This is a genomic window from Rhodococcus marinonascens NBRC 14363, from assembly GCF_001894885.1.
Lineage (GTDB): Bacteria > Actinomycetota > Actinomycetes > Mycobacteriales > Mycobacteriaceae > Rhodococcus_F > Rhodococcus_F marinonascens.
This window is the reverse complement of the sequence record NZ_BCXB01000044.1, coordinates 1-24,522: the sequence shown is the minus strand read 5'-3', so window position 1 is coordinate 24,522 and position 24,522 is coordinate 1. Positions and strand designations below refer to the sequence as shown.

The 24,522-nt window shown below is 64.4% G+C and carries 25 protein-coding genes; 13 read left to right on the top strand and 12 right to left on the bottom strand.

The genetic code is table 11. The features are described from left to right. Positions 1-316 precede the first annotated feature (316 nt). Both RM2_RS23600 and RM2_RS20610 read right to left on the bottom strand, forming a co-directional pair. On the bottom strand, positions 317-1,765 hold the full coding sequence (locus RM2_RS23600; protein ID WP_084721914.1) for an RICIN domain-containing protein: 1,449 nt from the start codon (positions 1,763-1,765) through the stop codon (positions 317-319). Positions 1,766-2,095: 330 nt separating this feature from the next. Next, positions 2,096-3,280: an LCP family protein gene (locus RM2_RS20610; RefSeq protein WP_245814071.1), complete on the bottom strand. Its 1,185-nt coding sequence runs from the start codon at positions 3,278-3,280 to the stop codon at positions 2,096-2,098. A gap of 92 nt (positions 3,281-3,372) precedes the next feature. On the opposite strand from RM2_RS20610, the gene RM2_RS24670 reads away from it, so the two are divergent. After that, positions 3,373-3,552: a hypothetical protein gene (locus tag RM2_RS24670; protein WP_169846783.1), complete on the top strand. Its 180-nt coding sequence runs from the start codon at positions 3,373-3,375 to the stop codon at positions 3,550-3,552. 19 nt (positions 3,553-3,571) lie between these two features. Here the strand turns inward: RM2_RS24670 and RM2_RS20605 are convergent, their stop codons facing one another. Continuing rightward, on the bottom strand, positions 3,572-4,390 hold the full coding sequence (locus tag RM2_RS20605) for a CPBP family intramembrane glutamic endopeptidase (protein ID WP_072691382.1): 819 nt from the start codon (positions 4,388-4,390) through the stop codon (positions 3,572-3,574). 10 nt (positions 4,391-4,400) lie between these two features. After that, positions 4,401-5,186, bottom strand: coding sequence for a DUF2470 domain-containing protein (locus RM2_RS20600; RefSeq protein WP_072691378.1), 786 nt, complete (start codon positions 5,184-5,186; stop codon positions 4,401-4,403). A gap of 95 nt (positions 5,187-5,281) precedes the next feature. Here RM2_RS20600 and RM2_RS20595 point away from each other — a divergent pair, with 95 nt between their 5' ends. From RM2_RS20595 to RM2_RS20580, 4 genes are read left to right on the top strand one after another with little or no spacing between them, the layout of a single operon-like run. Then, complete coding sequence (locus RM2_RS20595) at positions 5,282-6,049, top strand: hypothetical protein (protein ID WP_072691381.1); 768 nt, start codon at positions 5,282-5,284, stop codon at positions 6,047-6,049. 53 nt (positions 6,050-6,102) lie between these two features. Then, a complete protein-coding gene (gene pheA, locus RM2_RS20590) occupies positions 6,103-7,020 on the top strand; it encodes a prephenate dehydratase (RefSeq protein ID WP_072691377.1) in 918 nt (305 codons plus the stop codon). Next, the gene (locus tag RM2_RS20585; protein ID WP_072691376.1) at positions 7,017-7,688 is read left to right on the top strand and encodes a histidine phosphatase family protein; all 672 of its coding nucleotides are present in this window, start codon (positions 7,017-7,019) and stop codon (positions 7,686-7,688) included. The genes pheA and RM2_RS20585 overlap by 4 nt, the downstream gene beginning before the upstream one ends. Positions 7,689-7,743: 55 nt before the next feature. After that, entirely contained in the window at positions 7,744-9,147 is a 1,404-nt protein-coding gene (locus RM2_RS20580; RefSeq protein ID WP_072691375.1) for a lipase maturation factor family protein, read from the top strand. Here the strand turns inward: RM2_RS20580 and RM2_RS20575 are convergent, their stop codons facing one another. The 5 genes from RM2_RS20575 to RM2_RS20555 form a co-directional block, all read right to left on the bottom strand. Then, positions 9,148-9,903, bottom strand: a complete 756-nt coding sequence (locus RM2_RS20575; RefSeq protein ID WP_245814070.1) for an ESX secretion-associated protein EspG — start codon at positions 9,901-9,903, stop codon at positions 9,148-9,150. Positions 9,904-9,944: 41 nt separating this feature from the next. Further along, positions 9,945-11,120 carry a PPE domain-containing protein gene (locus tag RM2_RS20570; protein ID WP_072691373.1) on the bottom strand — a complete coding sequence of 392 codons (1,176 nt, stop codon included), beginning with the start codon at positions 11,118-11,120 and terminating at the stop codon, positions 9,945-9,947. Positions 11,121-11,154: 34 nt separating this feature from the next. Beyond that, entirely contained in the window at positions 11,155-11,460 is a 306-nt protein-coding gene (locus RM2_RS20565) for a PE domain-containing protein (RefSeq protein WP_072691372.1), read from the bottom strand. A gap of 220 nt (positions 11,461-11,680) precedes the next feature. Then, complete coding sequence (locus RM2_RS20560; protein ID WP_072691371.1) at positions 11,681-12,031, bottom strand: metallopeptidase family protein; 351 nt, start codon at positions 12,029-12,031, stop codon at positions 11,681-11,683. Between the two features lies 1 nt (position 12,032). Beyond that, positions 12,033-13,133 carry a septum formation family protein gene (locus RM2_RS20555; RefSeq protein ID WP_072691370.1) on the bottom strand — a complete coding sequence of 367 codons (1,101 nt, stop codon included), beginning with the start codon at positions 13,131-13,133 and terminating at the stop codon, positions 12,033-12,035. Positions 13,134-13,214: 81 nt separating this feature from the next. Here RM2_RS20555 and RM2_RS20550 point away from each other — a divergent pair, with 81 nt between their 5' ends. From RM2_RS20550 to bfr, 4 genes are all read left to right on the top strand, one after another. After that, entirely contained in the window at positions 13,215-13,634 is a 420-nt protein-coding gene (locus RM2_RS20550) for an ankyrin repeat domain-containing protein (protein ID WP_072691380.1), read from the top strand. Between the two features lie 33 nt (positions 13,635-13,667). Further along, positions 13,668-14,924: a serine--tRNA ligase gene (gene serS / locus RM2_RS20545; protein WP_072691369.1), complete on the top strand. Its 1,257-nt coding sequence runs from the start codon at positions 13,668-13,670 to the stop codon at positions 14,922-14,924. A gap of 91 nt (positions 14,925-15,015) precedes the next feature. Further along, a complete protein-coding gene (locus RM2_RS20540) occupies positions 15,016-15,198 on the top strand; it encodes a (2Fe-2S)-binding protein (protein ID WP_072691368.1) in 183 nt (60 codons plus the stop codon). A 77-nt stretch (positions 15,199-15,275) separates the two neighbouring features. After that, on the top strand, positions 15,276-15,761 hold the full coding sequence (gene bfr / locus RM2_RS20535) for a bacterioferritin (protein ID WP_072691367.1): 486 nt from the start codon (positions 15,276-15,278) through the stop codon (positions 15,759-15,761). Between the two features lie 74 nt (positions 15,762-15,835). Here the strand turns inward: bfr and RM2_RS20530 are convergent, their stop codons facing one another. Beyond that, positions 15,836-17,371: an MBL fold metallo-hydrolase gene (locus RM2_RS20530; protein WP_072691366.1), complete on the bottom strand. Its 1,536-nt coding sequence runs from the start codon at positions 17,369-17,371 to the stop codon at positions 15,836-15,838. Between the two features lie 165 nt (positions 17,372-17,536). Here RM2_RS20530 and RM2_RS20525 point away from each other — a divergent pair, with 165 nt between their 5' ends. Genes RM2_RS20525 through RM2_RS20515 form a run of 3 tightly spaced genes read left to right on the top strand, consistent with a single transcriptional unit; the run spans position 17,537 to position 19,899 of the window. Beyond that, positions 17,537-18,292 carry a lysophospholipid acyltransferase family protein gene (locus tag RM2_RS20525; protein WP_072691365.1) on the top strand — a complete coding sequence of 252 codons (756 nt, stop codon included), beginning with the start codon at positions 17,537-17,539 and terminating at the stop codon, positions 18,290-18,292. A gap of 1 nt (position 18,293) precedes the next feature. Beyond that, entirely contained in the window at positions 18,294-19,028 is a 735-nt protein-coding gene (locus RM2_RS20520; RefSeq protein WP_072691364.1) for a lysophospholipid acyltransferase family protein, read from the top strand. A 49-nt stretch (positions 19,029-19,077) separates the two neighbouring features. Then, positions 19,078-19,899, top strand: coding sequence for a Cof-type HAD-IIB family hydrolase (locus RM2_RS20515; protein ID WP_072691363.1), 822 nt, complete (start codon positions 19,078-19,080; stop codon positions 19,897-19,899). 38 nt (positions 19,900-19,937) lie between these two features. Here the strand turns inward: RM2_RS20515 and RM2_RS20510 are convergent, their stop codons facing one another. Continuing rightward, the gene (locus RM2_RS20510; protein WP_072691362.1) at positions 19,938-22,043 is read right to left on the bottom strand and encodes an N-acetylmuramoyl-L-alanine amidase; all 2,106 of its coding nucleotides are present in this window, start codon (positions 22,041-22,043) and stop codon (positions 19,938-19,940) included. A gap of 235 nt (positions 22,044-22,278) precedes the next feature. On the opposite strand from RM2_RS20510, the gene RM2_RS20505 reads away from it, so the two are divergent. Next, on the top strand, positions 22,279-23,853 hold the full coding sequence (locus RM2_RS20505; protein ID WP_072691361.1) for a SpoIID/LytB domain-containing protein: 1,575 nt from the start codon (positions 22,279-22,281) through the stop codon (positions 23,851-23,853). A 64-nt stretch (positions 23,854-23,917) separates the two neighbouring features. On the opposite strand, the gene RM2_RS20500 is transcribed toward RM2_RS20505, so the two are convergent. After that, positions 23,918-24,355, bottom strand: a complete 438-nt coding sequence (locus RM2_RS20500; RefSeq protein WP_245814069.1) for a hypothetical protein — start codon at positions 24,353-24,355, stop codon at positions 23,918-23,920. Positions 24,356-24,522: the final 167 nt, after the last annotated feature.

Genomic DNA, 24,522 nt, shown 5'->3' with positions numbered 1-24,522 from the left:
TTAGTCCTAGATCTATCCTCTTCGGGTCAGGGAACCCCCCTGTGTGCCGTCGGCGACGACCCCGCTCGACCGCGTCAACTGGTCAACGCAGGGATCGATCGGGGACACTGGCCCGGCGGGCATGGGTTACCCTCGTGGACGATCGTCGGATGCGTGAACCACACCCATGATCAATCCCTGTCCCCCATGCCCGATCAACCGGCCCGCACAGCATCTCGAACAAACCGAAACCCTCAGGTCACGAGGCCGCATTTCCACAACCACGGCACCCCGACCAACCCGCCACCATCAGACTATCGGCGAGTCGAAGCTGACATCACGCGAAGTTCCATTGTTGGTTGAACCCTTCTGTGCAGTCCCAAACCTGCACTGGTACACCGTTTTCGGACTTGCTGTCGGTCACGTCCAGGCATTTGCCGCTGCCCTGGTTGGTGATCGCACCGCCGGGTTGACTGCCGTCAACTACTGCTGGGTCGAGCGTCCACTTTTGACCGGGATTGCCCTGACACGGCTTCATGACTACTCTCGATCCGTTTTTCTGTCCTCCCGCATCAAATCCATCTTCAACAACGTCGAGGCACTTGTTGGTGTCAGGGTTTCGGATTTCGCTATTGGATGTGGTGATCCATTGCTGGTTTGCCGCGCCAGTGTAGTCCCAGGTTTGCGTATTGGGCGTGCTCGAACCAGGAATATCGGTGATGTCTAGGACACGGCCGTCCAAACCGTAAATTGCTCCGGCCACCGGGATCGTTGTCAGCGGCATGCCGCCCGCATTCACAGTGGCGGCGTCCGGGGTGTCCCGCGGTGCGCAGCGGATACTATGATTCGTATACGGGTCGGAGTTGACATCGAGTGTGCCGTCGATGGTACCCCAATCGGTTTGGAACGTGAAAAAGTTTTGAGGGTTGCCGTAGTTCGAGGAGAATGCATCATCGATTACCTCGAGTGGTTCTTGCGGGACAGCTACTATGCTGGATCGCTCAATAGGGGCAGGAACAAAGTCTCCAGTGGGTATCAGTGTTCGAAGTGTCGGCTGTATGGAAGTGCCAGCCTCACCCGCCCTCATTGTGACTGTGATAGTTGGCCATTGCGTTTTCGATTTTTTGGTAGCAGGACTGACTAGTCCAGCGCGGGGATCGGTCGGGAAGTCGTCGTCGGTGACCCTAGGATGGTGTTCGGGTGGGAGGGTTAGAGCGTTGGGACCATTTCCAGTAGGAGATTTAAGAGTGCCCTCCGTGACCTGGTCTTTCCATACTCGCAGTAGCTGGCCGCTATCGTTCGGATTTCCGGCGTAATCTACACGCGTGATGTCAACATCATCCGAACTAGTGCGATAATCTATCAATTCCGCGCCCAAAGGGATCGCAATGTCAATTTTTTCGCGAATCCAGTCCGGGAGTTGTATCCCTGTCTGATTCGGTCGCTTATCATTCCCCTGGTCGTTCCCTTTAGGATCTTTTCGCCTCATCTGAACAGGATCCAAGGTCATCGTGTATTGAAATTCCTCCCCGGAGTTAACCTGTTTCGGGGCCTCAACCGTCACGCCCCAGTCGTTTATGGAGTCGTTGTTGCCATTCAAGAAGGGCGCGAAACGCCCATTAGAGGACCAACAGCTGACCGTGAAGTCAACGTGCTTCGTGACGATGTCGCCGGAACCAGCGCCAGCCACATCGTCTGCTGATGCGAGACCAGCGGGGAGTAAGAGTGTTCCTGTGGTGAGCGTGGTGGCCGCCGCGATGGTCGACCAACGGCGTATCGGTTGCATACTCAAGAGCTAGTCTTCCTGATGGTTGAGTACTTCCTGATGGGAAAAGTACAACATTGGGGACTCGACTTGCCCCGCGAGCGGCAGCTCATCGGTGGTGTTCGGAACGGGTTGGGGGATCAATCTCTTTCCGCCGCACACGTTCGGTGATTTTTGGATCTTCCAAATTCCCTCGCTTCTGGTATCCAACGCGGGGCTGACTCTAGAGTTAGTTACCGCTGGTAAGCAACGGACTGGTGCGATTTCCCCCGGATGGCTGATGGGATTTCCCCCAAATGGGGGATACCGAGATGGCGGGTCTTCGATCTCGGGCGGGTCGAGGCCCTGGGGTCAGGGGCCGGTGGTGACCAGTTCGGCTGGAACCTGTCGGTCATTCTCCAGCGCGTCGAAGAACTGGGACGCCCGATCGTGGTCCCACACCACTACGTTTCCGGACCCGGCGACATCCTCGAAACCGTCGATGGGAACGGTGGTGGTGACCACGTCGCCGCGTATCGACCAGGCTAGAGCCGCGAGATTCCAGATGTGGTCGCTCTCGTCGACGCTCAGCGATGCGGCGGTGTCGGTGACGAGCGGCCAGACCTTGAATGGGTTGAGCCAGGTTTCAGGGCTGGTGACCTTCGCCGTCAGCGCGGACATGAACATCCGCTGATTGTTCATCCGGTCGATGTCGGCGAGCGCCGTGGCGCGACTGCGGACGAAGCCGAGGGCCTGTGCGCCCGACAGCTCCTGGCAGCCTGGTGCAAGGTTGATCCCGGCAAGGGGGTCGTCGATTGGGTTGTCGAGGCACATTTGGACACCACCGATCGCGTCGACGATGCCGGCGAATCCTCCGAACCCGATCTCCGCGTAGTGGTCCATGTGCAGGCCGGTGGCCTCCTCGACGGTTTGCACTAGAAGCTGTGGACCACCGAACGCGAACGACGCGTTGATCTTGTCCTGGCCGTACCCCGGAATCGGCACATAGGAATCACGCGGAATGCTCACCATCGTCGCGGGGCCGCCGCCGCTGGGGACGTGCACGATCATGATGGTGTCGGTGCGGCCGCCGCCCGTGTCGCCGCCGGTCGAAAGCTCGTGTTCCTGCTCGGGGGTCAACCCGATGCGGCTGTCGGAACCGACCAGCAGCCAATTGGTGCCGGGGGTGTCGGCGACCCGGCCGGGGTAGTCGGCCAGAGCGTCGATCCGGCCCAAAGTCGTGTCGAGGTAGTACGTCATGCCCGCGAGCGCCAGGATCAGCAGCAGGAACAGCGTGCCGATGCGTCGACCCCAGTGCCGCTTCCGTTTTGGGCGACGCTGTTGTGGCGGCTCCGTGGTCCGCGGTGGTGTGGGCGGCGTAGGGGGCGGTCGATGGCCGGGCGCGCCCGGCGTCCGGTGCGGTTGGGGTGCCTGAGGGGGTGCATGGCCGCTCGGCGGCACCGAACCCAGCCGTTGAGGTTGTGGCGCATACGAATGAGGGGCCTGCGACCACGCCCGCTGCTGCGGCGGCGTACCGCGTCCGGCCCGACGGATCACCTGGTTGCCCTCCTCGGGTGGTACCGAGGGGCTGTGCCCCTCACGCGGCACCGAGGGGCCGTGGTGGGGAGCGCCGCGGCGAGGAGGGGGCGGTGGAGGTCCTGGTCGCGGAGGTTGCGGCGGCGGCACCCGCCCCGCCTGCGGAGGGAAACCCTGTCGAGGGGGTGGAATCCGTCGGTTTGGGGATGGTGGCACCGGCGGCCCGCCCCGCGTCCGCCGAGGCGGACGAGGCGGCAGCGGGGGGTGGGGGGCGTCGCCGGTCACCCGAATGACCTTACTGGTCCGGCCGAATTATGGAATCCAGCCGACGTGTCCACGCAAGGCGGTATAGCCGACAAATGCGACCGAGTCGATGGTGGCGTGGGCGATCACGAGAGGCCACAATCGCTGAGTCTTCTGCCAGTACCGACCGAACACCAGTCCCATCATCGCGTTGCCCACCCCGCCGCCGAAGCCCTGGTAGAGGTGGTAGCTCCCACGTAGGACCGCCGACGCGAGTAATGACGAATTCTCGCTCCATCCCAGTTGACGCAGTCTGGTGATCAAATAGGCAACGACGAGCACTTCTTCCGCGCCGGAGTTCGCGATGGCCCAGAGGATCAGGACCGGCAGTCGCCACCAGTGATCCCCGATCGTGCTCGGCACGACGGTGAGGTTGGCGCCCACTGCGCGAGCCACCAGGTAGAAGCCGAGTCCAGGGAGGCCGATGAGCGCGGCGAGTCCGACACCCTGCGTAGCGTCGGGACGCCAGCGGAATCGGCCCAGCCCGACGCTGCGCGGCCCGAGGCCGCTGCGCCACAAGAGATACAGCCCCAACGCGGCCCAGGCGAGCAGTCGGACGACGCCGAGCAGTTGTCGGGCAGCATCAATGAGCCCGTTCTCCGCGCGGGAGACGTTGAGGGCCACGGCCTGGTCTGCCAGGTTGCCGGGTGTGAGCAGTGATTCGGACAGTGACAGGATCCCGGACAATCCGCTCGCGCCGAACGTGACGAGCAGGACGATCGTGATCTCGATCCACAGCGCGCGTCGTTCACGGTCGCTGGGCGGCGGGGTGGTCGGTTCGGGCGATGCCGGCCGTAGCCAGGAGCCGAGCGCTGCACGCGAGATCACGCGACCCACGCTAGCGTGCGCCGAAACCAAATACCGTTCGACTACGCGCGCGGAGTCCATTGACGAACGGGCAACCCACAAGCAACCGGATAGCCATACTCAGCCCAGCGGCGTCGTCCACAGGTGTCGCGAACGGCATCCGGATATCGCGGTCGCTGTAGTCGCCCTCGACGCGCAGTCGCAGTCCGTAGCGGTCGATGCCGAGCGGTCGGACGCGTCCCTGCCTCATGTGGGGCGGCAGTTTGCGGGACAGCAGTTCGATGAGATCTCGGTGGTCTTCGTCGAGATGCTGAAGCCATGCGGACTCCGTCCCGCAGAACGGGTCGGGCCGAGCGGCGAGCAGTTCTTCGAGGTCGACGGGTTCTGCGCCACTGGAGTCGGCGACCACGGCGGATTCGAGGCGTAGTTGCAGCAGCGTCGCATGGTGCCCGACGTCGAGGAGACCTGGATGTGGGAATTCGGATGCCACCTCGTCGGCGAGCGAACGGGCGTGGGCTTCACAGGGTGCGTGAAGGTCGCCAAACAACCAGACCAGCGACCGCACGGGCTCACGTAGCGCGAGCGGCGAGTTGTCGGTCACCTCCAGGACAGCAGGGACTGCGCGGGCGAGCCTGAGCAGTATGGCCGCCGACGACTCGTTAGGCACCGCGATGACGACGTCGCCTCGGGACCGCAGGTGGTGGATCGAGGTGACGATGGGGGCGCTGCCCTCGACCGCGAGTGCTGCGTTCTCGGTCCGTGCGCACGAACTACGCAGACGCTCGGCGGTGGACGGTCCGGTGGTCGCGGCGGGCACAGAGCCTCCTCGGGGTTGCAAAATGATTAGGTAAACCTAACCTAATATAGCTATGGCGCATGTGGCAAGCCTCTGGTGGGAACTACGGTGAGGATGTGGCAATACCCCTCTCCCTCGGCGTACCGCGCCGCCGCGGACCGCAGTCGTTGCTCGCGGAACTGCTCAGTGCCTTCACTGATGCAGACGCCTTCACTGATGCAGACGCCTTCACTGATGCAGACGCCTTCACGGATGCAGACGGTCGCTCGGACCTGCCCGTCGGCGGGCTATTCGGTCCGCCTGTTGTCCTGGCTTCGACGCTGCTCGATGCAGCGGGGACCGACGCAGGCCGGATCATCGTCGGCCTGGACGTTGACCCAGCCGAACTCCAGACCCGCGAGCAGGCGTCCTACGAGGCGGTCCGGTTCCACCTGGACTGCCCGGTCGGTCAACTCGGCGCTGCCGTCGCATTCCAGTTGCCGTCGCCGCTCGCGATATTCGCGACCGCCACCACCACCACCACCAGCGACGACTTCGGGCTTGCGGAGGTGGCGCAACGACTCGCGGAAGCAGGCTGTATTCCGGGGCTCGCGAGCGGGCATTCCGTCGGTGAAGTGGCCGACGTTCTCGCAGTCCTCGCGCACGCGGACGTCGGATACGTCGCTAGGGCGCGAGACACGGCCGAGGTGCTCGCCCTCATCTCCGGCACCGTTGCCGCGCTCTGCGGCGACGACATACGCATGGCACTGGTGAATCCCGAACCCGCGAAACTGAGCGCACTGATTCCCGAGGCAGCGGAGGCCGTCCGCGAGGTTCTGCTCGGGATCGAGGTGCGCGATCCGTCACTTGTCGGGCGTGAACTCGCCTCTCTCGGATTCCGGTAAATAGTCATCGGCAATACACCGGACGGGCAACTCTCGTGCGTAATCTCGTAGACGTGCCAAAAATCGCGTACTTCGGACCCTCAGGAACCTTCACGGAGATGGCGCTCGCCCAACTCGAAGCGGCCGGTACCTTCGACGCACCGGCTGAGAGGCTTCCGGCATCCAGTCCGCCCGCCACGCTGGCGATGGTGCGGGACGGGCTTGCCGCCGCCGCGGTCGTCCCCATCGAGAGCACCGTCGAGGGCGGGGTCGTGCCCACACTCGATGCGCTCGCGCTAGGTGACCGATTGCAGATCGTGGCCGAAACAGAGTTGGACGTGCAATTCACGATCCTGGGCAGAAGCGGGATCGAAAGCCTTGATCAGATCCGCAGTATCCGCGCGTATCCCATCGCGGTCGGGCAGGTGCGGATGTGGCTGGAGGAGCACTGCCCCGACGCCGAAATCCAGTCGGCGTCGTCCAACGCAGGCGCAGCCGAGGACGTCGCGAACGGTCTCGCCGATGCCGCTGTCTCCACCGCACTGGCCGGCGCACGGCTGGGTCTGAGCACCCTCGCCGAGGGAGTCGCGGACGTGCAGGGCGCACGCACCAGGTTCGTGCTCGTCACCGCGCCCACGCGGATTCCGGAGCGCACTGGGGGAGACCGTAGCTCCGCGGTACTCGAGCCAAGAAACACGCCGGGATCCCTGGTCGGGGTTCTCTCCGAGTTCGCCACCCGTGGAATCGACCTCATCCGGATCGAGTCGCGCCCCATTCGGACCGACCCGGGAACCTATCGCTTCTTCGTGGACTGTATCGGGCACATCGACGACCCGCTGGTCGCCGAGGCGTTCCGGGCGCTGCACCGCAAGTCGAAGGTGCGGTTCCTGGGGTCGTGGCCCGTGGCCAACCCAGGCGGGCCACCCCCGCCCTCCGAGGGTGACGCAGCGGTTTGGATCGAACGACTTCGGCAGGGAGACAGGGAATTGTGACTGGAAACCTGATTTTGGTCAGGCACGGGCAGACCGAGGCCAACGTCGAACGCAGGCTCGACACCCGACTGCCCGGCGCCCGGCTGACCTCCGAAGGGCTCTCGCAGGCCGAAATGCTGGGCACCGATCTCGCGGCGAAGGCGCGGACGGCCGCGCTGGTGTCTTCGCAGGCATTGCGGGCCAGGCAGACTGCTCACTTTGTGGAGATCGCGTCAGGAATCGTCGTCCAGGTGCAAGACGGTCTGCACGAGGTTCAGGCGGGTGAGCTCGAGGACCGCAGCGACGAGGAGTCGCACAAGCTGTTCATGAAGACATTCCACCTGTGGCACACCGGCGTGTTGGATGCGCGCATCCCCGGTGGCGAATCGGCCCACGACGTTCTCGAACGGTACGTCCCGGTGGTGGATTCCTTGCGGCAGCAATACCTCGATGATCCGGCGGAAACAGGCGACGTCGTGCTCGTCAGCCACGGCGCCGCGATCCGTCTCGTCGCCGCACAGCTGGCTGGGGTCCCCGGACTCTTCGCGACCGGCACGCATCTGGCCAACACACAGTCGATCGAGTTGACCCCGCTCGCGGGTGGAGGCTGGGGATGTGTGCGCTGGGGAACGGTCCTCCCACCGTTCGAGCAACGTATGAATCCCGGAGTCGACGACCCGATGGGGTGATTCCGTTGCGCGCGCTCCGGGGTTGCGTGAGGATGGAGGAAACCGTCCTCAAGGGGTGACGGCGGTGGAATGGTTCGTAGCCGGAGACTATTCGCTCGGCCGGGTACTCGTCGCCGAGGGACTCGCTGCTATCTACCTCGTTGCGTTTGTGGCGGCGCGTAACCAGTTCAGACCTCTCGTCGGCAGCAGCGGAATGCTGCCGATCCCGGATTTTCTTCGTGCGGTCAAATTCGGCCGGGCACCGAGCATTTTTCACCTGTACTACTCGGACAGGTTTTTTGCGGTGGTCTGCTGGGCCGGAATCGGGCTGTCTCTTGCCGCCGTTCTGGGTCTGACGCACTTCATGCCACTGGCGCTGTGCATGCTCGTGTGGTTCGCGATGTGGGTGCTCTATCTGTCGATCGTCAACGCGTCCCAGCTCTGGTATTCCTTCGGCTGGGAGTCGTTGCTGCTCGAGGCGGGATTCCTTGCGATCTTCCTGGGTAACACCTCGGTCGGGGCGCCGGTACTCGTGCTGATCCTGCTGAGGTGGCTGCTATTCCGCCTCGAATTCGGGGCCGGGCTGATCAAGATGCGCGGCGACCGATGCTGGCGCGACCTCACGTGCCTGGACTATCACCACGAAACCCAACCAATGCCCGGTCCGCTGAGTTGGTACTTTCACCACCTGCCCAAACCTCTGCACAGGGTGGAGGTGCTCGGCAACCACTTCGCGCAACTCGTCGTGCCGTTCGGGTTGTTCGCGCCGCAACCGGTGGCCGCCGTCGCCGCCGCGATCATGATCGTCACCCAATTGTGGTTGGTCGCCAGCGGCAACTTTTCGTGGTTGAACTGGACGGCGATCGTTCTCGCGCTGGCCGTCATCCCGGACAGCGTGTACGAGAGGGTGCTGCGTGTCGACCTCGCTCCCGGCAGTGTGTCGGCGCCGATACCCTTCGTCGTGATGGTTTTTGGGGTGAGCGCACTCGTTCTCGTGCTCAGCTACTGGCCGATTCGCAACATGATCTCCCACGGGCAAGCAATGAACGCCTCGTTCAACAGGTGGCACTTCGTCAATACCTACGGCGCCTTCGGCAGTATCACGAGGGAGCGGTTCGAGGTGATCGTGGAGGGCACCTCCGACGCACACATCAGCGCCCACTCCGAATGGAAGGAGTACGGCTTCAGGGGCAAGCCCGGTGATGTTCGCCGACGCCCTCGGCAATTCGCGCCGTATCACTTGCGGCTCGACTGGCTGTTCTGGTTCGCGGCGATCTCACCAGGCTATGCCGAACCCTGGTTCCGGGGGTTTGTCGAGAGGCTGCTGCGGAATGACCAGGACACCCTGAAACTGTTGCAGCACAATCCGTTCCCGGAGCATCCACCAAAGCACGTGCGTGCACGGCTGTACCGATACGAATTCACCACCTGGAAGGAACGCCGCGAGACCGGTGCGTGGTGGAGGCGGGAACCGCTGTAGTCAGCGGAGTCGGTCGGCCAGAGACTTCAACCCTTGGCGCAGCCGCTGCGACGTGCCGGGGCTGAGTGAGGACCATGCGACACCGTGCGCGGAGACGCTGGACGTGCCCACGATTCGCCCGGACGAGGTGTCGAAGACGGTGACAGGGCCACCCACCGGATCATATTGTCCGTTGCCGTTGCCGTAGACGATTCCGACGATCTCGGCGTAGGTTGTGCAGGTTGCCATCGCCCTGCCCAGAGCGGCGGCGTCGGCTGGCGTGGCCCCGAGTCCGGTAAGGGCGGCGGCGAGTGTCTTGTCGTCCCCATCTTGATCCAGGGCTTCGCCGAGTTGGGCGGTCGGCGCGTTGAGGACACCGAAATTCATGGGCGTAGCAGCCCCGAGGGCGCCGATCACGGGAGCAATGATGTCGACACCCGCATCCTCGATGACGTATGTGTCGCCGGCCCGCATCGCGAGTACCGAGGCGGATTCGCCCTGGGAGACGCACAGTCTTGAGATGTCGCCGTCGACATGCCAGCGAAGCGCGATCTCCCAGTGTGGTCGCGCCAGAATCCGAAGCCTGTCGGCGAGTTCGGGATGAACCTCGCCGCCCGCGAGTAGATCCCGGGCGGCGAGGGTGTCGACGGCGCCGCGGAAGGTCGCCTCCCTGGCCTCGTACGAGTCGTACCGCGGGGATACGTCGAGCACCACCGGCAGTACGTCGAGTACAAGCGTGTCGACGAGATAGTCCATTTCGTCGAGGCTCAGATGCACCGCCGGCAGGGTCGGTACCAAAGGATGGGTGCCGAGGTCTATCACCGTTTCGTCTCCCGAGGGTCTGGGTTCGCACCGATGACCGAGGGGATGACGGTGCGGCCGTCGGAAAAGTGCTCGAAGTTCTTGAGATAGTCGGGGGTGTCGCGCTCTTCGTCGTCCGGAGAGTTGCTACCGGCTCCGCGTCCGGCCGACAGCGGTCCGCTGCCGGTGGCTCCACGCCCCGCCGAGGTCGAGTTCACGTCGGCGCGAACCTCGCCGACGGCACCGCCCGTTACAGCGGCTGGAGTACCCGATCGGGCGCCCTGTCCCAGCCCATCGGTCTTGCCCCAGCCCTCCGGTAGCGTCGCACCCCCGGGAGTCGCGCCGATCGCCGCGCGTGCCGACGCGGCGCTGGTGCTCGCAGCACCGCCGGTGTACGAACCACCCGGCATCATTGGTGCGCCGCCCATCAGAGGGGTCGCACCTCCGCCGGTGACACCTGACAGTGCCGCACCGGCGATGTTTGATGCGGCCGAGGTGGCCGTCGTTCCGGCGATGCTGCTGACCTGCGCGGCGGCCGTGGTGACCGTCGGGTTCTGACCGGCGGAGATCAGCGCCGCCACTGCGGCACGCGTCGGATCGAAGTCGCCGTCCTCGGACGCATCCTCGAAGTTCCCGCGCTCCTTGGAATCGGCCTTGGTCACGATGCGCGGAGGCTCTTTGTAGGTGCGCTTGAACGCGAGTATGTTGGTCGCCGCCTCGTAGCTTTCCATTACGAGCCCGGCGCGGATATCCATCGCGCGGTCTGCAGCTTCGGCGACGGCCGCGGTTCCGTTGAGCGCACCGCCCGTCGAATACGCGGTGGTCTTCGCGGCCTTGACGGCCATGATCTCGGGGATGCTGGGCATGACGAGCGCCGCCGTCGTATACGCGCCGGCCTCGAGACCCGCCTTGGCCGCGGTGTCAGCGGCGAGTTCGGCGCACTCGGTGGTCCATGCGGTGAACGGCGCGATCTTTGCAAGTGCGGCCGCCGCGGACACACCCTGCCAGCCGGCGGCGAGTTCGGCCATAACCCGGATGAGCGTGAGGTTGGCGTCGGCGAAACTCGCGGACAGCGCAGTCCACGCAGCGGACGCCACACTGAGCGGCACCGGTCCCGCTCCGGCGGCGAGTGCGGTCGAGTTGGCCGTCGCTCCGCGTGGCAACCAGATGACGCCAGTCAGGCCCATCGTCATGTCTGTTCTCCTTGTGGTCTCGAGGCGTTGGTGGTCACATGGTCGCCGCGAGGGATGCCCCGAGTGCGAGGTCCTCGGAGGCGTACAGCGCGGCCTGGGCGCGGAGCGTGTTCGCGGTCTCGTGCATCTCGCGAATGCCCTGGGCCACAGCGGGACTGAACGACCCGGCGACGGTGTTGAAGTATCGGGCGGCGTGTCGGGATACCTCGTCGCTTCCGGACGGGAGCACTTGGATGGCTGCGGAGTTGAGGGCCACTGACGCCTCGAGGCGTATGGCCAGCGCGTCGAGTTCCGCGGCGGCGGCGATCAGAGCTTCAGGTGCGACGTGCAGGGCTGGCATTGCTTCGAACTCCTTCTTGACCTAGGCAGGCGGAAGGCAGTTGCCCCCCGGCAAACGAACTGCTCAGTGTCGCCGCCCGTCCACACTTGGACCGCTACACATTGGACCTCTACACAGATAGACGCTGCAACGCGCTCTTCGGTTCCCCCGAACCCGAGACAGATTCGAAGACCCGACACGGTGTCAAAGGTCGAAGAAGGACCATGTCCCGAGAAACCGTTCACCCCCAGCCGAGCTCGTGTAAGCGATCTTCTTCTATCCCGAAGTAGTGCGCAACCTCGTGAATCACCGTCACCGCTACCTCGTGCACGACTTCCTCCTCCGAATTACACATCTCGAGAAGAGCGCCGCGGTAGACGGTGATCGTATCGGGTAGCGATCCGCCGTAGTGACTGTCCCTTTCTGTCAGCGCTATCCCGTGATAGAGGCCGAGGAGGTGGGGGTTCTCGTCGCTGCGGTCGTCGATGAGGACGACGACATTGTCGATTGCGGCTGCGAGTCCGGACGGAATCAGGTCGAGGGCGTCGCCCACCAATTCCTCGAATCGGGCGGGCGTCATGGCCACCGGCACGTCAGGCTCCTGGGAGGGGTGCAGCGCCGGGAAGCGGGGTCGGTATCGATCTGCCCTCCCCGATCGGCGGCGGTGGCACAGGTGCCACACCGTCGATGAGGATCTCGCCCTTCGCCGAACCTGTGACGGTCGAGAAGCCGCTGTCGGTCTCCTTGCCGATCGAACAGTTGATCCGCCTCGAGCCCGCGAGCCAACTGTCGAGTCCGAGGTTGTCCCAGAACAGCGTCAGCGTCTTGTCTCGGAGGGCGTCCGCGGAACCGAGGTACTCGTTGGACGCCTGCGTGCACACGTCTTCGAGGTATTCGTCCTGGTCCTCGACGGACGGCATCGGGCCGGGGAACCGGGTCGCCAGGTCGACCACTGAGATGACCTCGAAGGCGTGAGGCTGTGCGCAATCGACGGGGTCGGTGGGTACGCCCTGGCTGATTCCGATGCACGAGCCGGGATCCCAGATGTTGGATTGATCCTGCTCGCCGACCCTCCCCGTGAACGGCAGCAGCGTGCCCGCAGTGCTCGAGAACTGGAGACCGCATCGCAGCGTGCGTTCACCCGCTGCCCAGCCGCTCTCGCTGGGGAACATGAGGCCGACGCTGAACTTGCCGTTCGGATCGAAATTGGCGCCGAGGTAGTTGCCGACGGCGGGCACGCAGTGTTCGTCCCGCAACACGGCGAACCGTAGCGCGCCCGGATAGCGCGACCCCGGACCGAACTCGGCGCCCGGGTACACGCTGAGATCCAAGGCCGATGTCACCTCGAAGCGATGTTCCTGGGAACAGTCGACCTTCGCGACGTCCGTTCGGTCCCCCCCCGACTCTGTGGACGACGTCCAGTCGAGGCAGTCGCCGACGGTGGCCGAAGCGAAGGCGACGCCCTCCACACTGGTTGCCTGCGCCCCCGAACCACTGGAAAGTGCAGGCAGCTTCTCGCTGCGGTTGAATCCATCCGAGATCGCAATGGTGGCGACCGCGGCCACCACGGCACCTACCGCCACGGCTGCGAGCGCGCGTCGCGTCGTGGGCGCGGACATGCGGGGAAGGGTCTTCCGCGACTGCTTGACATTCTGCGGCTGCGGCTCGGCGCCGTTCGACTGATCTGAGGACATCGGTATCCATAATGCCCGTTGGGGCGGCAGAAGCAGAACATCACCCGGGATCGGGATGAGCCTGGCGTAACTTCGATGATCATGAGCGACGACTCTCAGCCGCCCACCGAGCCGGTGGATCCCGAGCTTCAAGAACTCGCTGGACGAGTATTCGACAAGGCGAGAACCGGCGACACCGTGTCATTGGCCGCGTATGTCGACGCGGGCGTCCCGGTCGATTTCGCCAACCAGAATGGCGACACATTGGTGATGCTGGCCGCGTACCACGGTCACGCCGACACTGTTCAGGCGTTGATGGACCGTGGTGCCGACGTCAACCGGCTCAACGACAAGGGGCAGTCTCCGCTGGCAGGAGCCCTGTTCAAGGGCGAGGACGCGGTCGTGCGGACACTCGTCGCTGGTGGTGCGGACGCGATGATGGGGCACCCGACCGCCGTCGACGCGGCACGGATGTTCGGCCGCACGGATCTCCTGAGTCTGCTCGAACCGAAACCGGAATGAGGTTCGCCGGCACGCCCGGTAGGGTTTGACCCCGTGATTGACCTGAAGTTCCTCCGCGAGAATCCCGACGCCGCACGCGAGTCGCAGCGCACCCGAGGGGAAGATCCCTCCCTGGTCGACGCACTGCTCGGCGCTGATGCGTCCCGCCGAGCCGCGGTGCTCGCCGGTGACAACCTGCGCGCCGAACAGAAGGCATTCGGCAAGAAGGTAGGCCAGGCCTCTCCTGAGGAACGTCCGGCGTTGCTCGAGGGATCCAAGGAACTCGCGGCGAAGGTCAGGCAGGCCGAGGCAGAGCAGGCAGAGGCTCAGTCCGCTCTTGACACCGCGCACCGGGCGATCTCGAACATCGTCCAGGAGGGTGCCCCTGCGGGCGGGGAGGACGACTTCGTCACGCTTGAGACCGTCGGGGCTGTTCCCGCCTTCGACTTCGTGCCGAAGGACCATCTCGAGTTGGGCGAGTCGCTGGGTCTGATCGACATGGAGCGAGGCGCGAAGGTGTCCGGTGCCCGCTTCTATTTCCTCACCGGCTTCGGCGCCATGCTGCAACTGGGATTGTTGCAACTGGCCGCGCAGAGGGCCATGGCCAACGGCTTCCAGATGATGATCCCGCCGGTGCTGGTGCGCCCCGAGATCATGGCGGGCACCGGGTTCCTCGGTGCGCACGCCGACGAGATCTACCACCTCGCGGACGACGACCTGTATCTCGTCGGCACCTCCGAGGTTCCGCTTGCGGGCTATCACTCGGGCGAAATCTTGGACCTCACCGACGGGCCGAAGCGGTACGCCGGTTGGTCGACATGCTTCCGCCGAGAAGCCGGCAGCTACGGCAAGGACACCCGCGGCATCATTCGCGTCCACCAGTTCGACAAGGTGGAGATGTTCACCTACTGCAAGCCCGAGGATGCGGCTGCCGAGCACCAGCGGTTGCTGTCGTGGGAGCGGGACATGCTCGCTGCCATCGACGTTCCCTATCGGGTGATCGACGTCGCAGGCGGCGACCTGGGATCCTCGGCGGCCCGAAAGTTCGACTGCGAGGCCTGGGTGCCCACGCAGCAGGCATATCGCGAGCTCACTTCGACGTCCAACTGCACTACGTTCCAGGCGCGGCGCCTCGGTGTCCGCTATCGCGACGAGAACGGCAAGCCGCAGACCGCGGCCACGCTGAACGGCACACTTGCCACGACGCGGTGGATCGTCGCGATCCTCGAGAATCATCAGCAGTCCGACGGCACCGTCCGGGTGCCCGAGGCTCTGGTGCCCTTCGTGGGTACGGATGTCCTGAAGCCGTAACAGCCCTTCTTGTATTGGCAAGGCTACCCTTGCGTGAATCCCGAATTGATGTAACCCTTACCTAATCAGTTCGGTTCGTAAGGAGCTCGGCATGTTTGTTTGCATCTGCAAGGCCGTCACAGAAGAAGAGGTGCAAGAGCACCTGGGTGACGGTGCGGATACCACGGATGCAATCGGCGCGCGGTGTGGAGCCGGCTGGGGGTGCGGAACCTGTGTCGAGCGCCTCAACGAGTTGCTGTGCGCGCACGCCGTCGGCAGGCACGCGGCGGCCTGACAACTGAAGTGTCGATCCACTGTGGATCGTGAGAGAACGCTGCTACGGTCGTATGAGTCCGACGACCGGAGGTTGTTATGCGTGGCGACGACGAGGTTATCGCTCTACTCAATGAACAGTTGACCAGTGAGCTGACCGCGATCAATCAGTACTTTCTGCACTCGAAGATGCAGGCCGATTGGGGCTTCACCAAGCTGGCCGCCAAGACTCGCGCCGAATCCATTGAAGAGATGGTTCATGCCGAGATCCTGACCGACCGCATCCTGCTCCTCGAAGCTCTTCCGAACTATCAGAAACTGCTTCCTTTGCGCATCGGTCAGGACCTGCGCGAGCAGTTCCACTCCGACCTTTCGATCGAGGTCGAAGTCGTCGAACGCCTGCGCCCGGGAATACAGATGTGCCGCAGCAAGGGCGACGCCATTTCGGCGAAATTGCTCGAGCAGATCCTTGGGGAGGAAGAGGAGCACATCGACTATCTCGAGACCCAGATCGAACTGCTCGACAAGATGGGCGACCAGCTATATATGGCCCAACTCGTCGATCAGCCCCCGACTGCTGGATAGTGCAGTATCCGCCCAATGTCGCATCGGTTCAGTCTGATCGAACCGATGCGACATCGGGCGGCGCCGCCGGGACGTTAGAGCTTGGCCGACCGCAGCTCTTGGCCCTTGGACGTCTTGCATCGGCCAGTTTCGAGGTCCCACTGCCAGCCGTGCAGGTTGCAGGTGAGGTTGGTGCCCTCGACGATCCCGAACTTCGACAGGTCGGCCTTGAGGTGCGGGCAGCGCCGCTGGATTTCGTAGCCACCGAGTTCGATGGACGTGTTGTCGTCGTGGGCCTCGGCGAACCAGCCGTCGGCGTAGGCGATGCGCTCGTCGGTGAGGCACTTGAAGAAGGTGTAGAGGAATTCGTTGTAGCCGCCGACGCGCCAGGCCTCGAAGCGGGTCGACAGGAATATGGTGTTCACCCAGTCAGGTTCGTCGTCGCGGAGGACGGTCCGCACCAACTCGGGGGCGATGAGGAAACCGTAGCGGTACTTGCCGTCGTTCTCGCCGCTCGGGCGGACGCTGCGCTGCGGGAAGTCGAGTACGACGGTCTCGTCGCCCATCACCAACCCGACGGGGTAGCCGATGCCGTCGCAGATCAGGTCGGACTGCTTCATGATCGGCTCGAACTTCGCCTTCAGCGCTTCGAGGAGCGGTTCGCCCTCGGCGGGCGCCCAAGCGGCCTTCTCCGCGGCCAGGACCGGCGCCATACGCTCGGCCATGCCCTCGATGTATGTGGCCTTGTCAGAGAAGATCTTGTCGACCTCGGCGTCGGGGATCGGGTGCGCGAGCGTGAGTTCGCCGCCCTTCAGATTCGCAGTGGATCCCGGAATCATCAGGATTCCGCCGTCGTTGCCGTGGATACGCATCTGCTCGAGGAACGTGATCTGGTCGGGGAAGATGTTCCCCTCGTCGCCCCGGTCGTCGTTGAGGTGGCGCAGGGCGTCGTCAAGGAAGACGGGTGGGCCGGCCGACGGCACGACCCAGGTCGCTGAGACCTGCTCGATGTAGCTGCGACAACGGTCCATGCCGCGCTGCCGCTTCTGCTTGCCGAAGTTGGCCTTCGTTTTGGTGGGAATGTCGTAAACCATCGGATACCAGATGGCGCCCGAGTACTGCAGCAGATGGATGTCGATCTTGCCGAACGCGTCGTGCAGGACGTCCATGTCGACCGGACGTGCGTCGTTCATGTTGAAGCAGGTGGTCTCGCCGTCAGACACGACGAGGCCGGAGTCGCCGATCGGACCGTCCGCGGGGGCGCGTAACGGGATGATCATGATCTCGAGGCCGTCGATCTTGTGTTTGACGGAGTTTTCGGTCTCGAAGAACTTGTGGAATCCCAGGGCCTCGAGTTCGCGTTTGAGGTCCGGTACCGGGTAGTCGGGGAGCAGTACAGTCGCGTCCTTGTTGACGTGCTTGCGCAGGTTCTCCGGATCGAAGTGGTCTTTGTGTAGGTGCGAGACGTACAGGTAGTCGCAGTTGCCCAGAGCGCCCCAGTCGAGGTGGGTGTTGTCCGGGAAGGGAAACCAGGACCCGAAGTATGCGGGGTTCACCCAGGGGTCGCAGAGGATCGACCCCGTCTCTGTCTGGATGTGGAATCCGGCGTGTCCGACGCTGGTGACCTGCACTGGTATGCCTCCTGGAGAGCTGAACGACTGGTCCAGGGTAAGCGCTCTCCCCCGGGATGAATGGCAGTGTGCGCGCTTTCACTCGACTTCCCACCGCCGACAGTCCCCGGTAGTGGGTCGGATCGCGGACACCGGACTAGGTTAAGCCGACTACGCTAATCGATTGTGGAACCCGTCTACCGAACCATCATCGGCATCGCCCGCACCGTATTCGCCTTCGAGGGGCTGAAGTTCACGGTTAAGGGTGATCAGCACATTCTGGCGACCGGTGGGGCTGTGATCGCGATCAATCACACTGGCTACATGGACTTCACCTACGCCGGACTTCCTGCGCGCAGAGTCAAGCGTTATGTCCGCTTCATGGCGAAGAAGGAAGTGTTCGACAACAAACTCTCCGGCCCGATCATGCGAGCCCTCAAGCACATTCCGGTCGATCGTGCCGCGGGCTCCGATTCGTATCACGCGGCCGTGGACTGCCTGCGCCGAGGCGAACTGGTGGGCGTCTATCCGGAGGCCACGATCAGCCGGAGTTTCGAGATCAAGGAATTCAAATCGGGTGCGGCCCGCATGGCGATCGAGGCGGACGTCCCGATCATTCCGATCGTCGTCTGGGGTGCGCAGCGGGTGTGGACGAAGGGATTCCCGAAGCGGCTGGGCCGCACGAACACGCCCATCTCTATCGCCGTCGGTGAGCCCATAGCGCCGTTCGAGCCCGCGGCGGAGTTGACGGAGAAGCTGCACGTCACGATGGAAGCGCTACTTGCCGACCTTCAGAAGGGCTACGACCACCCGGCCGGCGAGTACTGGGTTCCCGCGCGGCTCGGTGGCAGCGCACCGACTATGGAGGAAGCGAACAGAATGGACGCCGAAGAGGCCGATGCGAAGGCACACTCGCGGCGGTCCCGAGAGACCGGGCACTGACATGACCGTGGAACCCGTCTACACGGCCTTCGAGGCGACAGCGAAGGCGTTGTCCCTGTTCCAAGGGGTGAGGACGACGCGGAGTGGGCTGGAGAACATTCCAGCCGAGGGCGGGGCAGTTATCGCGGTCAATCACACCGGCTACCTGGATTTCATCCACATGGGACTGGCGATCGGTGCCGTGGATCGCAAAATGCGGATCATGGCGAAGGCCGAACTTGCAAACAACAACGTCGTGGGGTTCCTCATGCGTGGGTGCGGCGTCATTCCAGTCGACCGGACGGCGGGCGCCGACGCTTATGCCGAAGCGGTGAATCGGCTTCGCAACGGCGAGTTGGTCGTCGTGTACCCGGAGGCCACGATCAGCCGCAGCTTCGAGATCAAGGAGTTCAAGTCGGGTGCGGCCCGTATGGCGATCGACGCCCGGGTGCCGGTCGTGCCCGTCATCGTGTGGGGCGCACAGAGGATGGCGACCAAGGGCCAACCCAGACGCCTTGGGCGGCATCATTTTCCGGTGACCGTCGAGGCCGGTAGGCCGATAGAATCGCGCGAACCGGCTGGCACCCTCACCGATACCATGCGTACGGAGATGATCGCGATCCTGCTTCGGGTGCAGGACGACTTCGACCATCCGCCCGGCGCTTACTGGGTGCCGCGGCGTCTCGGCGGCACCGCGCCCACCCCCGAGGAGGCCGCCGACATGGATCGCCGCGATGCCGAGGAACGCAGAACCTGATAGCTCGCCCGCCCGAAACTGACTCGACCTATGCAGGCAGAATGGGCGGGTGAACCCAGACCGACCGAGCCTTGTAGTGTCCGATGTCGACGGCACCCTGATCGGGCGGGACGAACGTATCAGCGCCCGTACCCGCGACGTGATCGCGTCGGTGGTTGCGTCGGGGACGCCCTTCATCCTGGCGACGGGTAGGCCCCCGCGCTGGATTCATCCCGTCGTCGACGGACTCGGCTATGCGCCGCTAGCGGTCTGCGCCAACGGCGCAGTCATCTATGACAGCGAGACCGACCGGGTGCTCAGCGTCGCGGCTCTCGATGTCGAGACCCTCACGTGGCTGTCGGAGATCGCCCTCGATGTGCTCCCGCGCGCCGGGCTCGCTGCGGAGCGCGTCGGTGCCAGCGCTCACGACGCCGCGACGCCACAGTTCGTGAGTTCCCCCGGCTACGAGCACGCGTGGCTCAACCCGGAGGACACCGAGATGTCGGAGGATGAGGTCCTGGCCGCACCGGCAGTGAAGTTACTGATCCGGGTGCCGGAGATGTCCAGCCAGGCCATGGTCGACGCGCTCGCACCACGCATCGGCGGCAGGGCCGATCTCACCTTCTCCACCGACAACGGGCTGATCGAGGTGTCGGCGTCGGGAATCACGAAGGCGTCCGGCCTCGCGATCGTGGCGGAACGGCTGGGCGTGCAGGCATCGAAGATCGTAGCGTTCGGAGACATGCCCAACGACGTTCCGATGCTGAACCTGGTCGGCCGTGGTGTCGCGGTCGAGAATGCGCATCCCGATGCCAAGGCCGCGGCCTCCGAGGTCACGACTACCAACTGGGATGACGGCGTCGCGAAAGTACTCGAGCGTTGGTGGTCGTGATCACGACCACCAACGCCCGAGAGGGTTGATCAGATCCGTCAGCCGGCTGCTAACGGTGCAGGCTCGATCGGGCTCGGCGGAACCAGTGCCAGATCGGCAGGCGGTGCGAGGGGTGTCGAGGCATCCACCAGGGCGTTGCCGTTGTATACCTGCTCGTAGGTGTCGTTGTATGTCTTGACAACCTGGGTCACGATGCCGGTGATCTCGTTGAAGATGAGTGAACCGTTCTCGAAGTCGCTCCGCAGACCGCCCGGGATCGGGTATTCGTCGCTGGTCGGCAGCCCGAGCGCGCCGAGATCGCCGCCGAGTTCATTCCAGCTGTCGTAGATCTGCCCGAGAACAGTCCACACACCACCGTTGGGCGACGTGTAGATGGCGCCGTTGGTGAACAGCGCGCCCGAATTCCCGGCCTTCGCCTGCAGAAGTCCGGAGACGGCCTGACCGAGCTTGCCCGCCTCGCCGCCCTCGGCGACCCACTTCTGTGCGATGGGCGACGAGTCGGTCAGCCGGACCAGTTCGGTGATGAGTGCCGGGATAGCGGCGGCCAGACCCGAGTCGACACTGGCTCCCGCGCCACCGGCGGGCGGACCCGACGCGAGGATGGAGCTGCCGTTGCCCAGGTTGGCCGCGGCGATCTGGCGGATTTCATTCATGTGTGAGTAGCCAACGGCACCGGGGCAGGCGGTGTTGCCGACGTCGCGGTGCGCGAAGATCACCGGAAGGTCTACTGCCTGACCCTTTGGATACGGCGTGAACTGGGTGCCCTCCGAATACATCGTCGTCCAACCGAGGGGATCGAGTCCGGCATTGCCGATCTTCCAGCCCAGGAACCTGCCGACCGCGTCGATCATGACCTGTGACGGATCCACATTGGAAAAATCGCCCATCATCGCGACGCCGGTCGTGTTCTCGTTGAATCCACCCGCGTGCGCGCCCTGGACAGGAAGGGCGAGGCCGCCTGCGCGTCCCTCGAAGATCTGTCCGTACTTGTCGACGAGTGCGTTGTAGCCGATGTCGCACCAACCGAGCGTCTGTGCGTGGTACGCGTAGATTCCGCGGACAATTTGCGCCGATTCGGCCCTGGAGTAGTTGTTGTTGCCCGCGGTGTGGTGCACGACGGCGCCACCGAGGGAGCTGTCGTAGGTCGGATTCCCGCAGCGCATCGACTCGTCGGCACCCCACTGGCCTCGGGTGATGACACCGGGCGCGGCGCTGCCGATCGAGTTGGCGACGTCGCTGAGCAAGCCGTCGCTCGGGCTGCTGCCTGGCGCGATGAGCACCGCAGTAACCAAATCGGCGGCCACGTCTGCCGACTGCTGACGCATCGGCTTGCTGACGGAAGCGGGGACGTAGCCGAGGGGAGCCTCAGCCTCGGGGGCGGTGACCTCGGACGCCGTGTCCTCTGGTGTCGAAGCGGCAGGTGCCGTGTCCTTGTGTGCCGGGGCAGCGCCATCAGGTGTCGGGGCAGCACCATCAGGTGTCGAGAGTGCACCTTCGGCCGCGGGAGCGGGGGTTGGGGTCAGGATCTGGATCGCGTTCGTCTGCCCGACGTAGACGGGCTCGGTCGCGACCTTGCCGTCCGACGGGTCCTGGTCGGTGTCTGCCGTTCCGGGCGTGAACCACTGGCCCCACGTCCCGTCGGCCTGCAACGCGCGGACCTTTGACTCTGCGGCTGCGATCGTTTCGGACATAAGCGCCACCATGCTGAACGGGGTGTCGCGGGACAGTTCCTTCACGATCGTGCCCGGCTCCTGATCTGCCGGTGGGGTCATCGCCGGGTCGGAGACGTCGCCCGCCGCGGGAAATTCCAGCGGGATCTGTAGCTGCGGGATCTGCATTCCGCCGGGAAGATCCAGATTGCTCGGGATGCGGATGTACGGCGGAATCGTCAGGTTCCTGAGGTCGCCGATGTTGACATCGGGCAGGTCCAGCCCGGTCAGTTCCTTGAGCGGAATCACAACGTCGGGGATCTGCGCCAGCACGACCTGAGCGATCTCGGTAGGAATCGCGGAGGCGGAGTTTTCGCTCGTGGAGCGGACGTCGGAGGGCGTGCTACCCAGGCCGTAGACCGCCACGGGACTCGCGACAGCCAGAGCAGCGACAGCCCCGAGGACAATCGAGGGCTTCGGTCGACGGTGCGGCAAGGGACTCTCCTCAGTTGTAGTTTGCTGCGAGCGACCTCGCAGATCTGCAACTCTTGATACTGATGTGGTTAAAGTGACTGTTGTTGCAAACTCCAGTCACTCTTGACACACTAATCGCACGGAAGTGTAAATCTCAACTTTAGATTGAGACTTTATCGGATTGTTTCGAAGCTGCCGGGGAGCGAGGCGCACGCCTTGTCGCGGCGCTGGTTCCCGAGCGGTGAGGAGTGCAGTGATGGCGAAGCCCGAATTTGGGGTCTGCGCAGGTAGGCAGAACCGGACGCGGAGCAGGCGGTACATCGCGGGTTCTTCCTCCACACGCGGTTGGAAGGGATCGCTGCTGCGCATATCGGCACTCGGGATCGCACCGGTTCTGATCGCCGGTGCCGTGACCGGCGTGGTCGTCCAACTCCGACCCTCGGGGCAGGAGGTTCGGCCGGCGGTCGCATCCGACACGCCGTTCACCCTCTCCGGACACGGCAACGGACACGGCCGCGGGATGGGTCAGTGGGGTGCGTACGGGTACGCGAAGGATCACGGATGGGCGGCCGAGCGAATCCTCGCCCATTACTACGGCGGGACTACCCTCGGTACGCTCGCCGACGCTCAGATCAGCGTCCGACTGCAGGGTCGCGACGATCAGCCACTCGGAGTGTATTCCGACGTGGGTGCCGTCGTCGCGGGCAAGCCCGTCGGACCGGGAGATGCCGTCCATCTGACGCCGATCGCAGGGGGCGGGGCGAGTGTCGTAGTCACCCGGGGATGCGCCGGCGACGTCCTTTGGCAGGACGTGACAGACCATCCGTGGGTAGACCCCGTCGACCTGGGCCCCGACCGTCCCGCGAACGAGCACCTGAAGTTGTGTGCCGGTGACACCCCTTACCGCGGCGCGCTCGGCGTCGCACTCGACGGGGCGGCCGCGCGCACTGTCAACGTTCTCGAGATGGACGACTACCTCCTGGGCGTCTTGCCCCTTGAGGTGAAGGCCAACTGGGCCGACACAGGTGGGGCGGAGGCGCTTCGGGCGCAGGCCGCCGCGGCGCGCTCCTACGCCGCTGCCGAGAACCGCGAGGAATATGCCAAGACCTGCGATACCAAGGACTGCCAGGTGTACGGCGGTTCCGCCAACGAGGACTCGCGGACCACGGACGCCGTCCGCTCCACCAAGGCCATGATCCTGACCAAAGACAACAAGGCCGTCGCCGCCGAATTCTCTTCGTCGACAGGTGGATATACGGCCGGCGGCGAATTTCCGGCCGTTGAGGACCTCGGCGACACCGCGTCGCCGTACCACGACTGGACGCTGACACTCACCGCGGGCGACATCGCTTCCGCATTCGGTGTGGGAGAACTCGAATCATTTGAGGTGTTGACCCGCAACAACTTCGGGGCCGAAGGCGGACGCACCACCGGTGTGAAGGTGGTCGGATCGTCGGGTACAGCCGAGGCGACCGGCACCGAGGCGCGTTCGAAACTGAAGCTCAGGTCAGATTGGTTCACGGTCGGTTCCGGCGTCGGCGTCCCGGCACCCACGTCGGTGCCGGGTGCGCCCGACCCTACCCTCGCCGCGGCTGAAGACTTGGGAACCGTCGGTACGACGCAGGGTTCGCCGATCGCCCAGAAGTACAAAGACGTCGGCGGTGTGAACGGCACGCTCGGAGCCGCGGTCGGCCCCGAGATGATGCTGCCGTCCGAGGCAGGGAAGTTCCGGACGTACACAGGCGGGACGATCATCTGGACGGAAACACTGGGTGCGCAGGTGATCGACGCCAACGTCCTGCGCGAATGGATACCGTCGAGCGGAAATTAAAGGAAGAGGGCCGGTAGGGTCCGCGAGCCGCTTGCCGGCCTTCCGTCATCGTCGGTTCGCTCTGCTATCTGCGTTCCCGGCCGAGGGAGGGTGGGATTTGCAGGACCTTGCGCGCTTTGCGTGAGATGTCGCAGTTGCCGCTGGCGACGGAGTGAAGGATGCCGTTGTAGACCAGATCCCACATCTGTGGGTCGCTCTGGGCATCTCGGAGCCCGAAGGAGTGGATCTTCCTGCCCTCGGCGTCCTCGATGCGCAGTACCCGGTTGAGTCCGTCGACGCTGAATCTGATCCGGACCAGTTCGTAGGTGTTGACCCAGAACGGGCCCTCTTGGACCCACACGGCCCCGGCAGCCATCCACTCCTGGCCGGTTCTCCAATAGAAGAATGCGCCGCTCAGTGCCATCCAGATCCAAGGGAACCAGTGGTCGACCCAGTCGAATCCGCCCCACGTGACAGTGAAGAACGCCACAAGGATCGCCCGCATGGCCACCGCCGCTTGCATCCTGTGCTTTTTCGCGAACTGTGACCATTCCAGGGTGGGGCCTTGGTTGGTGTTTGGTCAGTCGGGGTGGTCTCGTGCGCGGAGCTTTCCCTGCGAGGCGCGGCGGGTGGGCGTGGTTCGCCGGTGCGTGGGTGGGGGATCTGGGGGAGGCGGGATCGACCGCGGGG